This window comes from Nostocoides japonicum T1-X7, assembly GCF_001046855.1.
In the GTDB taxonomy this organism is placed as follows: Bacteria; Actinomycetota; Actinomycetes; order Actinomycetales; family Dermatophilaceae; genus Nostocoides; species Nostocoides japonicum.
In genome coordinates this window covers 4,857,931-4,869,405 of record NZ_HF570958.1, presented here as the reverse complement: position 1 = coordinate 4,869,405, position 11,475 = coordinate 4,857,931, and the positions used below count along the sequence as shown (strand labels likewise).

Genomic DNA, 11,475 nt, shown 5'->3' with positions numbered 1-11,475 from the left:
CCCGCACGAGCCGTGGCCGGGCGACCCCGCCGAGGGCCCGCGCGGCCGCGCCGGATCGCCGCGCGTCGTCGCCCTGCCCGAGCGTTGGCTCGACTCCCGGGACCTCGACGACGCCGCGCGGGCCAGCGTGGCCCAGGCCGAGCTGTCCGTCTCGGGCGGCTGACTGTCGGCCGGCTCTGCCATGCTCGGCGCATGGCGGGTCGATCGCGTGGGCCGGGCATCGTGGGCGGGACGCCGGAGCGGCCGGCGGTGTTCTTCGCCGACGGGGCCGAGCTGCGAGCCTGGTTCGAGGCGAACCACGGGACGGCGACCGAGCTGTGGACGGGATTCTGGAAGAAGCACACCGGTCGCCCGGGCCTGACGTGGGAGGAGGCGGTGCTGGAGGCGCTGTGCTTCGGCTGGATCGACAGCGTCGCCCAGCGCATCGACGAGGACTCGACGCGGCAGCGGTGGACGCCGCGGAAGCCGTCGAGCAACTGGAGCAGGATCAACGTCGCCGCCGTGGAGCGGCTCATCGCCGAGGGCCGGATGCGCCCGTCGGGGCTGGCTGCGTACGAGCGCCGACGAGAGGACCGCACGGGGGTCTACTCCTTCGAGCAGGACGCGTCGCTCGAGCTCCCGGAGCCGTATGCCGAGCTGCTCGCCGGGTCGGTTGCGGCGCAGGCGTTCTGGGAGCTCGCGACGGTCAGCTACCGGCGGGTCGCGACGCACTGGGTGCTCTCGGCCAAGCAGGCGACGACCCGGGACCGGCGGATGGCCCAGCTCGTCGAGGACTGCGCCGCAGGTCGCCTCATCCCGCCCCAGCGCTACGGCTCGGAGCCGGTCTGGGTCGGCCGGGCCCGGGAGACCCTCGGCCTGCCCGCTCCCGAGTGACGGCGCCGGCCCTCGGAGGTTCTCGACGGAGTCCCCGATCGGTTGGAGTCACCTCGATTCCGGTGGGCGCTCCCGTGGCCGAGGTGTTGGGTGACGTTCTGGTGGGGTGGGGTTGCCTCGGCTCCGGTGGGCGCTCGCGTGGTCGAGGTGTTGGGTGACGTTCTGGTGGGGTGGGTTGCCTCGGCTCCGGTGGGTACCCGCGTGGTCGAGGTGTTCGGTCTCGACTCCGCTGGTGGAACCCAGGTGACGGCGCGGAGTCAGCCGTGCAGGACCGGTGAGTACGAGATGCCGATGATCGCTCCCTCGGGGGACTGGAGCCGAGCGACCGTCTGGCCCCATGGCTTCTCCCGAGCTCCATGGAGCAGCTCGTGGCCGGCGTCCTCGAGCTCCCGCGCCGCCGACGCCACCGCGGTCGCGTCGGCGACGTCGAACTCGATGCTGACCTGCGGGACAGGCCGTTCGGCGGGCCAGAGGTCGGTCCCGAAGCACGCCTGCGCCGCCTGCGACAGGGGCCAGATCCCGAACGACGTGCAGCCGGCGATCTGCTCGCTGTGGAAGTAGCCGTCGCCCTCGCCCTGCAACGGCAGACCCAGCGCCTCGACATACAGGCTGCGACTGCTGACGGGATCGGGTGCGATGACGGACAACGTCGCGACGAACTCGATGTTCATGCCGACCTGTTGTATCCGACCCGACCTCATGACGACACCCGGACGGAGAAGTTGCATCGGGACGGAACAACTCCTCCGTCCCGATGCAACTTCTCCGTCACCGCTGAGGCTCCGTCACCGCTGAGGCTCCGTCACCGCTGAGGCTCCGTCACCGCCGGGGGATTCGAGAGCCGTCGGGCGACGGCGGCGACGAGAGGGCCGAGCTCGGTGAGCCGCGACGGCGAGACCCGCCCCGCCGGGCCCCACACGCTGACGACGGCGACGACGCGCCCGGACAGGACGACCGGGGCGGAGACGCCCCAGGCGGAGCGTTCGTACTCGCCCTGGCACCCCGCATACCCGAGGCGCCGTGCGTCCTCGAGCTCCTCGGCGAGCAGGCAGGGGTCGGTGACCGTCGTCTCGGTGAACCGCTCGAGCGGCAGCCGGAGGTCCTCGATCCGGGGTGAGCCGGGCCCGGCGAGGGCCGCCTTGCCCGTCGACGTCGCGTGGAGCGGCACGGTCCGGCCGCGCCAGGTCGCGGCGACGATCGCGTCGGGGGCCACCTCGTCGACGTAGGTCAGCGCCGAGGGGGTGAGGACGGCGAACGCGGCCGTCTCGTGGGTCGCCGCGCCGAGCGCGACGAGCTCGTCGTGGGCCGCGCGGCGCAGAGTCTCCATCGGGCTCTCGCCGGCCAGGTCGGCGAGAGCCGGGCCGGGGAACCACCGGCCGCCCACGTCACGGGCGACGAGGCCGTTGGCCTCGAGGGTCGTGAGCAGCCGCCAGGCCGTCGCCCGGTTGAGGTGACAAGCCTGGGCGAGGGCGGTCGTCGTCGCGTCCCCGCGCGGGGGGTTGGCGACGGCGAGCAGCAGCCTCGCGGCCCGGTCGACGGACTGGACGCGCGGTGGGATGAGGACCGGATCGGGGTCGGCCGACCCCCCGGGGACGGCCGTCTGATCACCGCCGGTCGGTGCAGTCGTGTCCATCGCTCCCGTGTTTCCGTTCCATGACGTTTTCGCTGGGTGCTTGACCTGTGATGTGCCTCACCCTATGTTCGCATCACGCAAATGCGTGCTCGCATGGTGGAACGACAGGAGCGCCTCGTGCCCGAACCGACGACCGACGGCCGGAACCTCTCCCGCCGACAGCTGTTCAAGTACTCCGGAGGGGCCCTGGCCGCCGTGGCCGCCGCCGACGCCCTCGCCGCCTGCGGGGGAGGGGGTGGAGGGTCGGGAAGCAGCGGTGGCGGCGGCGGGAGCCAGGCCTCCGGCGGCGTCCTCATCCACGGGGCGACGGGCGGCAGCAGCAAGGACACCATCGACCCGCACCGCCCGGTCACCGCTCCCGACATCGCGCGGGTGAGCAACCTGTTCGAGCCACTGCTCTTCTGGGACGACAACTACCAGATCGCGCCCGCGATCGCGGAGTCCGTCGAGCCCTCCGCCGATGCCAAGACCTGGACGGTCAAGCTGCGCCAGGGCGTCACGTTCCACAACGGCAAGCCGGTGACACCCGAGGACGTGCTCTTCACCCTCAACCGGGTCGCGAACCCCAAGTCGCCGACCTCCGCGGGCGGGGCGCTGTCGGAGATCATCGACTTCGACAAGACGAAGAAGGTCGACGCCAGCACCGTCAACATCGTCCTCCACACCCCGTATGCCGTCCTCCAGTACCTCCTCGCGGAGTACACCTTCGGGATCGTCCCGACCGACTTCGACGTGAAGAACCCCGTCGGCACCGGCGCCTTCAAGTACAAGTCGTTCACCCCGGGACAGAGCAGCGTCTTCACGAAGTTCGACGGCTACTGGGGCCAGAAGGCGTTCGTCGACGAGCTGCACATCCAGGACTTCTCCGACCCCAACGCCTGCGTCAACGCGCTGCTCGCCGGACAGATCCAGACGATGGACAACCTGCCCTACAACCTCATGGACTCGGTGAGCAAGCAGGGCGGCAAGCTCCTCCAGGCCGAGACCGGCGCGTGGATCCCGTTCACCATGCGGGTCGACCAGGCGCCGTTCTCCGACGTGCGGGTCCGGCAGGCGCTGCGCCTCATCTGCGACCGCAAGCAGATGATCGCCCAGGCGCTCGCCGGGCACGGCACGCTCGGCAACGACCTCTACGCGCCCTTCGACCCGGCATTCGCCAAGGACCTCCCGCAGCGCGAGCAGGACATCGACCAGGCCAAGTCGCTCCTGTCCGCCGCCGGCCACTCCGACCTGTCGGTCCAGCTCTTCACGGGCGACGACATCGGCTCCGTCGCACCCGCCTCGGCGGCCCTGTTCGTCCAGCAGGCCAAGAAGGCCGGCGTCACGGTCAGCGTCGTGAAGAAGACACCCTTCTACGGCGACGACTACCTGTCGTATCCGTTCGCCCAGGACTTCTGGAACACGCGCAACTACCTCCCGCAGGCGGCGGTGTCGGAGCTGAAGCGCGGCACGTACAACGAGACCCACTTCAACAACCCGAAGTTCGCGCAGCTCATCGCGACGGCGCAGGCGACGACGGACGAGGCGAAGCGCAACACCCTCCTGCAGGACGCCCAGAAGATCGAGTACGACGAGGGCGGCTACATCATCTGGGGCTTCCGCCAGCAGGTCGACGCCTACGGTGCCAAGGTGCAGGGCATCAAGCCGAGCAAGTACCTCCCGCTCGGGTCCTACAAGTTCCAGTACGCGTCGGTCTGACCGATGGCTGACGTCGCCGTACTGCCGGAGCCTCTGGAGGAGGTCGCCCCTCCGAAGGGACGGCACGGCTCCGTCGCCTGGATCCTCTGGATCGCACGACGGCTCGGTCTCGCCGTCCTCACCCTGTGGCTCGTCTCGGTCCTCGTGTTCATCGCGACGACCGCGCTCGGGGACCCGATCCGGGCGATCCTCGGGAAGGACTACAACGCCGACAAGGCCCGCGTCGCGCAGCTCACGGAGCAGCTCAACCTCAACGAGTCGGCCGTCAAGCGGTACCTGGACTGGCTCGGCGGCCTGCTGCACGGCGACCTCGGCACCTCGATCGCCAACCAGCGACCGGTGGGCCAGCTCATCAGCAGCAACGTCCTCAACTCCTTCGTCCTCGTCCTCATCTCGGCCGTCGTCCTCATCCCCGTGGCCTTCGGCATCGCGATGATCTCGGCGAACTACCGCAGGAAGCGGCCCGACACCGTCATCCAGACGATCCTGCTCGCCCTCGCTGGCCTGCCCGAGTTCGTCACCGGCATCCTGCTCGTCGCCCTCTTCTCGACGACGGTCTTCCACTGGCTGCCGGCCGTGACGATCGCCGGAGCGGGCCACCCCTGGGACCAGCCGAGCGTCATGGTGCTGCCCGTCGCGACGCTCGTGCTCGCCGTCGCGCCGTACGTCTCACGCATCGTCCGCTCGACCCTGCTCGAGGTCCTCGACAGCGACTACGTCGAGCTGGCCCGGCTCAAGGGCATTCCGGAGAAGGTCGTCCTGCGCAAGCACGCGCTGCTCAACGCGGTCGTCCCGGGCATCCAGGTCGTCTCCCTCCAGCTCGCCTGGCTCGCCGGCGGGGTCGTCTTCGTCGAGACCGTCTTCAACTACCCCGGCATCGGCGCCCTCCTCGTCGACTCGGTCCGCAACCACGACATCCCCGTGGTCCAGGCCCTCAGCATGATCATCGCCGGGGTCTACGTCGTCGTGAACCTCATCGCCGACCTCCTGTCCATCCTGCTCACGCCCCGCTCGAGAACGGCGATCAGCTCATGACGGCGACAGCGGCCTCTCCGACGGCACCCACGGTGTCGACCCCGTCGACCCTGCGGCGCGCGCTCCAGCAGAAGCGCCTCGTCTCGGGCGCCGTCATCACCCTCATCATCGTCCTCATCGCCATCCTCGGTCCGCTCGTCGCCCCGCACGGCCAGAACGAGGTCGTCGGGCCGCCGTTCTCCTCCGTCGGCGTGCTCGGCACGGACTACCTCGGTCAGGACGTCCTCTCCCGGTTGCTCCACGGCGGCTTGGCGGTCCTCGTCATCGCGCTGCTCGCCACGCTCTTCGGCATGGTCGTCGGCATCATCATCGGTGTCGTCGCCGCGTATTCCGGAGGCTGGTGGGACGAGGTCATCATGCGGCTCAACGACGTCGTCCTCGCCTTCCCGCAGATCCTCCTGGCTCTCGTCGTCCTCACCGCCGTCAACCAGCCGCGGGCCTGGATGATCGTCGTCCTCGTCGGCATCTCACACGCACCCCGCGTCGCCCGGGTCGCCCGGGGTGTCGCCCTGGGCATCGTGTCGCGGGACTTCGTGTATGCCGCGGAGGCGTTGGGGGAGAAGCGTTCCCGCGTCATCCTCGCCGAGGTGCTGCCCAACATGAACGCACCGCTGCTCGCGGAAGGCGGGCTGCGGCTCACCTACTCCATCGGCCTCGTCGCCGGTCTCGGCTTCCTCGGCTTCTCGACCAACCCGGAGGCCGCGAACTGGGGCCAGATGATCAACGAGAACCGGCTCGCCCTCTCGACGCAGCCGTGGGCCGTCCTCGCACCGGTGTTCATCATCGGTGTGTTCACCATCGGGACGAACCTGATGGCAGACGGCATCGCCCAGCTCTCCCAGCGAGGTGACTGATGACGAACACCGTGGACACAGCAGTGCGCCAGGGGCAGGGAATCGCGATCGAGGGACTGCGCATCGGCCTGACGAGCCGCCCCGGCGTCGACGTCGTCGACGACATCGACCTCGTCATGCGGACCGGCGAGGTCGTCGGGCTCGTCGGCGAGTCCGGCTCCGGCAAGACGACCGTCGGCACGGCACTGCTCGGCTACACCCGCGCGGGTGCGGTCTTCGACGGCGGCAAGGTCCTCTTCGAGGACCGCGACGTCCTCGCCCTGCCGTGGCAACAGGTGCGCCAGCTGCGCGGCGAGGAGATCGCCTACGTCCCGCAGGACCCCGCTGCGGCGCTCAACCCGAGCATCCGGATCGGCAAGCAGATCGTCGAGCTCATGCAGCTGCGGGGGCTCGGCACGGCCGAGTCCCGTCTCGCCGGCGCCCGGGCCGGGCTCGCGGAGGTGGGCCTCCCGAACGACGACGAGTTCCTCAGCCGCTACTCCCACCAGCTGTCCGGCGGCCAGGTGCAGCGCGTCGCCCTCGCCATGGCGTTCCTCCCGCGCCCGAAGGTCCTCGTCCTCGACGAGCCGACGACCGGACTCGACGTGACGACGCAGGGCATGGTGCTGCGCACCATGGGCGAGCTGTGCCGCTCCCACGGCGTCGCCGCGCTCTACGTGACCCACGACCTCGCGGTCGTCGCGAACATCGCCGACCGGGTCGCCGTCATGTACGCCGGCCAGATCGTCGAGCTGGGGCCGAAGGAGCAGCTCTTCGCCGACCCGAGGCATCCCTACACGAGGGCCCTGCTCGACTCCATCCCGCACCTGAGCCAGGCCCGGGCCCTGTCCGGCATACCGGGCCGGACGCCGGCGCCGGGCGCGCGGCCGGGCGGATGCCGATTCCACAACCGGTGCGCGTATGCCATCGAGGAGTGCGCGAAGGACACCCCCGCGCTTCGCGACCTCGCCCCGGCACACCAGGTGCGCTGCATCCGGGCCGAGGAGATCGGGGCCTGGGACATCTCGCGCGGAGCGGTGCCCGACGCCCGACCCGACCGACCCCGCGACGTCATCCTCAGCATCGAGAACCTCGGTGTCTTCTACGGTCACAAGCAGGTCGTCTTCGACGTCAGCTTCGACGTCGCGAAGGCCGAGGTCGTCGCGCTCGTCGGTGAGTCCGGCTCCGGCAAGACGACGATCTCCCGATGCGTCGGAGGTCTGCACAAGGAGTGGACGGGACGCATCGGCTTCGAGGACCGGGACCTCGGACACGGCTCCCGGGCACGAAGTGCCGCGGACCGCAAGCGGATCCAGTACATCTTCCAGAACCCCTACCTCTCCCTCAACCCCCGCCTGACGATCGAGCAGATCGTCAAGCGGCCCATGGAGCTGTTCGGCATCGCGAGCGGCCGGCAGGCGACCGATCGCGTCGTCGAGCTGCTCGACCAGGTGGCCCTCGGACCCGCCGTGCTGAAGTACCAGGCGAACCGGCTCTCGGGAGGCGAGCGACAGCGGGTCGCCATCGCGCGAGCTCTCGCCGCCGAGCCGGACGTCCTCGTCTGCGACGAGGTCACCTCGGCACTCGACGTCTCCGTCCAGGGCTCGATCGTCGCGCTCCTGGAGTCCCTGAGGGTCGAGCGGGGCATCTCGATGCTCTTCGTCACCCACAACCTCGCGCTCGTGCGGTCCATCGCCGCCAGAGTGCAGATCCTCAACGGCGGTCGGCTCGTCGAGTCCGGCATGGTCGCCGACGTCATGGACCACCCGCAGGAGGACTACACGAAGCGGCTGCTGGCCAACAGCCCGAGGATCGACTGACGTCGCGATGACCGACGGCTCACCGTCCCGGCTCTCGGGACTCCAGATGGTCAACCCGCACCTCATCGCGGGCACGGACGCCCTCGGGCGCTCCTTCCGCGACGTCCCGGCGGGCGGCTCGACGCCGCTGCCCGGCGACCCGGGGCCCCTCGAGGTGGAGATCGCGGGCGCCGGCCGGATGTGGGACCTGCCGGCGTGGAACGCCGGGACCTACGGCACCTCGCTCCTCGTCCTCGTCGCGGGCCGGGTCGTCCACGAGTGGTATGCGGAGGGCCTGGGTCCCGCCGACCTCTTCCTCGGTGCGTCGATGACGAAGTCGGCGCTCGCCCACCTCGTCGGCATCGCCGTCGGCGAGGGCGCGCTCGGCCTCGACGACCCGGTCGTCGACCACGTGCCCGAGCTCGCGGGGAGCGGGTACGCCGGATGCACGGTGCGGCACGTGCTGACGATGACGACGGGTGTCGACTGGATCGAGGACTACCGCGACCCGTCGAGTCGCGCGACGCGGCTGACGGCCTGCTTCTCCGGATCCGGCGGGAGCTCGCGGGAGCTCCTCACGGGGATCGGCCCGGCCGACCCTCCAGGGACGCGGTACCAGTACTGCACAGCCGACTCGCAGGTCCTGGACTGGGTCCGCGAACGGGCCACCGGCCTCGCCTACCCCGACGCCGTGACCCTCCTCTGGAGCACGCTCGGAGCGACCTGCGGCGCGATCGTGGGTCTCGACGGCGACGGCGTCGCGATGGCCGGGGGAGCGCTCGCGGCGACGACCCGCGACTGGGCGCGCATCGGCCTGCTCCAGCTCGACGGCACGGTCGGGGGTCGTGGCGGGCAGCGGGTGCTCGACCCCTCGTGGGTCGAGCTGACCTGCATACCCTCCCTGCCCTTCCTGCGGCCCGGGCGGCTCCCGAGCAGCATCACGACGCACGCGGGCTTCGGCGCCCATTGGTGGCCGACCGACGACGCCGGACGCCAGGTCACCGCCGACGGCAGTCGTGGCCAGTTCGCCTACGTCGACAGGGATCTCGACGTCGTCGTCGTCAAGACGTCGCAGTGGCCCTACGAGGACTTCCTGGCCGACCGGCAGTTCAGGGACCTGAGCTACCTCGGCCTGGCGGAGATCGCCCGGACAGCCGCCCGGGCGCACGGGGCATGACACGCAGGAGAAGGAGGACGCGGTGAGAAGGGCGATGAACCGCACGGTGATGCTCACCTGTGCGCTGACGGGAGCAGGGGACACCGTCGGGAAGTCGGAGCACGTCCCGGTGACGCCCGAGCAGATCGCGGAGTCCGGCATCGCCGCCGCGCGGGCCGGCGCGACGATCGTCCACGTCCACGTGCGCGACCCGAAGACCGGCAAGGGATCCCGCGAGGTCGAGTTCTACCGCGAGGCCGTCGAACGGATCCGCGCGAGCGGCGTCGACGTCATCGTCAACACGACGGCTGGCATGGGCGGCGACCTCTACCTCGACCCCCAGGAGCCGACGACCATCCTCGAGGGCACCGACCTCGTGAACGGTGTCGAGCGCCTCAAGCACGTCGGGGAGGTGATGCCCGAGATCTGCACCCTCGACTGCGGCAGCCTCAACTTCGGCGAGGGCAGCCTCGTCTACGTCAGCACGCCCGACATCCTCCGGGACGGTGCCAAGCGGATCCAGGAGCTCGGCGTGCGCGTCGAGATGGAGATCTTCGACACCGGGCACCTGTGGTTCGCCAACCGGCTCGTCGAGGAGGGGCTCATCGACGCCCCGCCGATGTACCAGCTGTGCATGGACATCCCCTACGGCGCGCCCGCCGACCCCGCGCTCCTGACCTCGATGGTCGACCTGCTGCCCGACAACGCCGTGTGGACGTCCTTCGCCCTCGGCAGGATGCAGATGCCGTGGGTCGCCCAGTCGGTGCTCCTCGGCGGTCACGTCCGGGTCGGGCTCGAGGACAACCTCTACCTCAGCAAGGGCGTCAAGGCGACGAACGCGCAGCTCGTCGAGCGAGCCCGGACGATCATCGAGGCGATGGGCGCGTCCGTCGCGACCCCGGAGCAGGGCAGGGAGATCCTCGCCCTTCCGTCGAGGGCCTGATGGGCCGCGTCGCACCCGCGCAGGTCCGCCGGATCACCTGCGTCGGCGCGGGGGTCATCGGCGGCGGCTGGGTCGCCTACTTCCTGGCCCACGGGTATGCCGTCACCGCGTGGGACCCCGGCCCGGACGCCGAGTCGCGGCTGCGGCACCTCGTCGAGGCGGCCTGGCCCGCCCTCAGCGAGATCGGGCTCGCCGACGGTGCGAGCCCCGACAACCTCGCCGTCGCGCCCGACCTCGCCAGCGCGGTCGACGGGACCGACTTCGTCCAGGAGTCGGCACCGGAGGACCTCGACCTGAAGATCCGGCTGCTCGGCGACATCGACGCGGTGACGGCCCCCGAGATCGTCGTCTCCTCCTCGACGTCCGGCTACGGCATGAGCGAGATGCAGGTCGCCTGCGCGCATCCGGAGCGGACCGTCGTCGCGCATCCCTTCAACCCGCCCTACCTCATACCGCTCGTCGAGGTCGTCGGTGGGAAGGCGACGGACCCGGAAGTCGTGGAATGGACCTCCGAGTTCTTCGAGCACGCCGGCAAGGCGGTCATCACGATGGACCGCGAGGTGCCGGGGTTCGTCGCCAACCGCCTCCAGGAGGCGCTGTGGCGCGAGGCGCTCCACATGGTCGCGCACGGCGAGGCGACGGTCGAGCAGATCGACCGGGCGATCACCGAGGGGCCCGGCCTGCGCTGGGCGAGCCAGGGCCCGATGCTGACCTTCCATCTCGCCGGCGGCCAGGGCGGGATGACCCACATGCTCGATCATTTCGGCCCCTCCCTCCTGTCGCCGTGGACCCGGCTCGACGCGCCGGAGCTCACCCCCCGCCTCCGGTCCGACGTCGTCGCGGGATGCGAGGCGGAGGCCCAGGGACGCAGCATCGACGACCTCGTCGCCGAGCGCGACCACTCGCTCATCGCGATCCTGCGTGCCCTGGGCCGCGCGTGAGCGGCGATCGGGGCGACGACACCGCATCGCGTCCCGCGCCGGCCGTCGTGTGGCGTGAGCCGGTCCGCGAGGAGTGGATCGACTACAACGGTCACCTGTCCGAGCCCTACTACGTCCTCGTCCTCGGGCATGCGACCGACGCCGTCATGGACGCCATCGGGCTCGGTGAGGCGGAGCGGGCCGCGCACGGCACCTCCCTGTACACGCTCGAGGCCCACGTCCGCTACCTCGCCGAGGTGCCGTCGGGCGTCGAGCTCGAGGCCCGCTCGTGGGTCGTCGGCGCCGGCCCGAAGCTCGTGTGGCTCTGGCACGAGCTGTGGGGCGACGGTCGGCTCCGCGCCACCGAGGAGATCCTCGCCGTGCACGTCGATGCGACGGCCGGCCGGTCGAGCCCCTTCCCGGCCGAGGTCGCGGAGCGGATCGCGGCGCTGCGGAGCGACCCACCTCCCGAGGCCGGCAGGCGCATCGAGCTGCGCTGAGGATCTCGACAGGCGCATCCGAACAGAGGTGTCTGCTGGTCTGGTGACGTTCGGGTGGGGTCTGGATACCTCGATTGCGGAGGTG

11 protein-coding genes and 1 pseudogene are annotated in these 11,475 nt (G+C 70.7%); 10 read left to right on the top strand and 2 right to left on the bottom strand.

Going from position 1 to position 11,475, the window contains the following annotated elements:
• Together BN12_RS25650 and BN12_RS22120 are read left to right on the top strand one after the other, a co-directional pair.
• Nucleotides 1-163: pseudogene (locus BN12_RS25650) on the top strand (tRNA dihydrouridine synthase DusB); the annotation flags it as partial.
• Nucleotides 164-192: 29 nt separating this feature from the next.
• Nucleotides 193-873: a YdeI/OmpD-associated family protein gene (locus tag BN12_RS22120; protein WP_048555679.1), complete on the top strand. Its 681-nt coding sequence runs from the start codon at nucleotides 193-195 to the stop codon at nucleotides 871-873.
• 257 nt (nucleotides 874-1,130) lie between these two features.
• On the opposite strand, the gene BN12_RS22115 is transcribed toward BN12_RS22120, so the two are convergent.
• A complete protein-coding gene (locus BN12_RS22115) occupies nucleotides 1,131-1,544 on the bottom strand; it encodes a VOC family protein (protein WP_048555678.1) in 414 nt (137 codons plus the stop codon).
• A 131-nt stretch (nucleotides 1,545-1,675) separates the two neighbouring features.
• Nucleotides 1,676-2,506, bottom strand: a complete 831-nt coding sequence (locus tag BN12_RS22110; protein WP_048555677.1) for an IclR family transcriptional regulator — start codon at nucleotides 2,504-2,506, stop codon at nucleotides 1,676-1,678.
• A 117-nt stretch (nucleotides 2,507-2,623) separates the two neighbouring features.
• On the opposite strand from BN12_RS22110, the gene BN12_RS22105 reads away from it, so the two are divergent.
• Genes BN12_RS22105 through BN12_RS22070 form a run of 8 tightly spaced genes read left to right on the top strand, consistent with a single transcriptional unit; the run spans nucleotide 2,624 to nucleotide 11,390 of the window.
• Nucleotides 2,624-4,204, top strand: a complete 1,581-nt coding sequence (locus BN12_RS22105; protein ID WP_235432497.1) for an ABC transporter substrate-binding protein — start codon at nucleotides 2,624-2,626, stop codon at nucleotides 4,202-4,204.
• Between the two features lie 3 nt (nucleotides 4,205-4,207).
• Nucleotides 4,208-5,239, top strand: coding sequence for an ABC transporter permease (locus tag BN12_RS22100; protein ID WP_083454859.1), 1,032 nt, complete (start codon nucleotides 4,208-4,210; stop codon nucleotides 5,237-5,239).
• Nucleotides 5,236-6,093: an ABC transporter permease gene (locus BN12_RS22095; RefSeq protein ID WP_048555676.1), complete on the top strand. Its 858-nt coding sequence runs from the start codon at nucleotides 5,236-5,238 to the stop codon at nucleotides 6,091-6,093. Before BN12_RS22100 ends, BN12_RS22095 begins: the two co-directional genes overlap by 4 nt.
• Complete coding sequence (locus tag BN12_RS22090; protein ID WP_048555675.1) at nucleotides 6,093-7,892, top strand: ABC transporter ATP-binding protein; 1,800 nt, start codon at nucleotides 6,093-6,095, stop codon at nucleotides 7,890-7,892. Before BN12_RS22095 ends, BN12_RS22090 begins: the two co-directional genes overlap by 1 nt.
• Nucleotides 7,893-7,899: 7 nt before the next feature.
• A complete protein-coding gene (locus tag BN12_RS22085) occupies nucleotides 7,900-9,048 on the top strand; it encodes a serine hydrolase domain-containing protein (RefSeq protein WP_048555674.1) in 1,149 nt (382 codons plus the stop codon).
• Nucleotides 9,049-9,082: 34 nt separating this feature from the next.
• Nucleotides 9,083-9,970 carry a BKACE family enzyme gene (locus BN12_RS22080; RefSeq protein WP_048555673.1) on the top strand — a complete coding sequence of 296 codons (888 nt, stop codon included), beginning with the start codon at nucleotides 9,083-9,085 and terminating at the stop codon, nucleotides 9,968-9,970.
• Nucleotides 9,970-10,911: a 3-hydroxyacyl-CoA dehydrogenase NAD-binding domain-containing protein gene (locus tag BN12_RS22075; RefSeq protein WP_048555672.1), complete on the top strand. Its 942-nt coding sequence runs from the start codon at nucleotides 9,970-9,972 to the stop codon at nucleotides 10,909-10,911. Before BN12_RS22080 ends, BN12_RS22075 begins: the two co-directional genes overlap by 1 nt.
• Nucleotides 10,908-11,390 carry a thioesterase family protein gene (locus BN12_RS22070; protein ID WP_048555671.1) on the top strand — a complete coding sequence of 161 codons (483 nt, stop codon included), beginning with the start codon at nucleotides 10,908-10,910 and terminating at the stop codon, nucleotides 11,388-11,390. Before BN12_RS22075 ends, BN12_RS22070 begins: the two co-directional genes overlap by 4 nt.
• Nucleotides 11,391-11,475 lie beyond the last annotated feature (85 nt).

Bases quoted from the DNA above. Each gene is read 5' to 3' on its own strand.
- BN12_RS22090 (WP_048555675.1), top strand. From the start codon at position 6,093: ATGACGAACACCGTGGACACAGCAGTGCGCCAGGGGCAGGGAATCGCG.
- BN12_RS22120 (WP_048555679.1), top strand. From the start codon at position 193: ATGGCGGGTCGATCGCGTGGGCCGGGCATCGTGGGCGGGACGCCGGAG.
- BN12_RS22080 (WP_048555673.1), top strand. From the start codon at position 9,083: ATGAACCGCACGGTGATGCTCACCTGTGCGCTGACGGGAGCAGGGGAC.
- BN12_RS22085 (WP_048555674.1), top strand. From the start codon at position 7,900: ATGACCGACGGCTCACCGTCCCGGCTCTCGGGACTCCAGATGGTCAAC.
- BN12_RS22095 (WP_048555676.1), top strand. From the start codon at position 5,236: ATGACGGCGACAGCGGCCTCTCCGACGGCACCCACGGTGTCGACCCCG.
- BN12_RS22100 (WP_083454859.1), top strand. From the start codon at position 4,208: ATGGCTGACGTCGCCGTACTGCCGGAGCCTCTGGAGGAGGTCGCCCCT.
- BN12_RS22115 (WP_048555678.1), bottom strand. From the start codon at position 1,544: ATGAACATCGAGTTCGTCGCGACGTTGTCCGTCATCGCACCCGATCCC.
- BN12_RS22110 (WP_048555677.1), bottom strand. From the start codon at position 2,506: ATGGACACGACTGCACCGACCGGCGGTGATCAGACGGCCGTCCCCGGG.
- BN12_RS22075 (WP_048555672.1), top strand. From the start codon at position 9,970: ATGGGCCGCGTCGCACCCGCGCAGGTCCGCCGGATCACCTGCGTCGGC.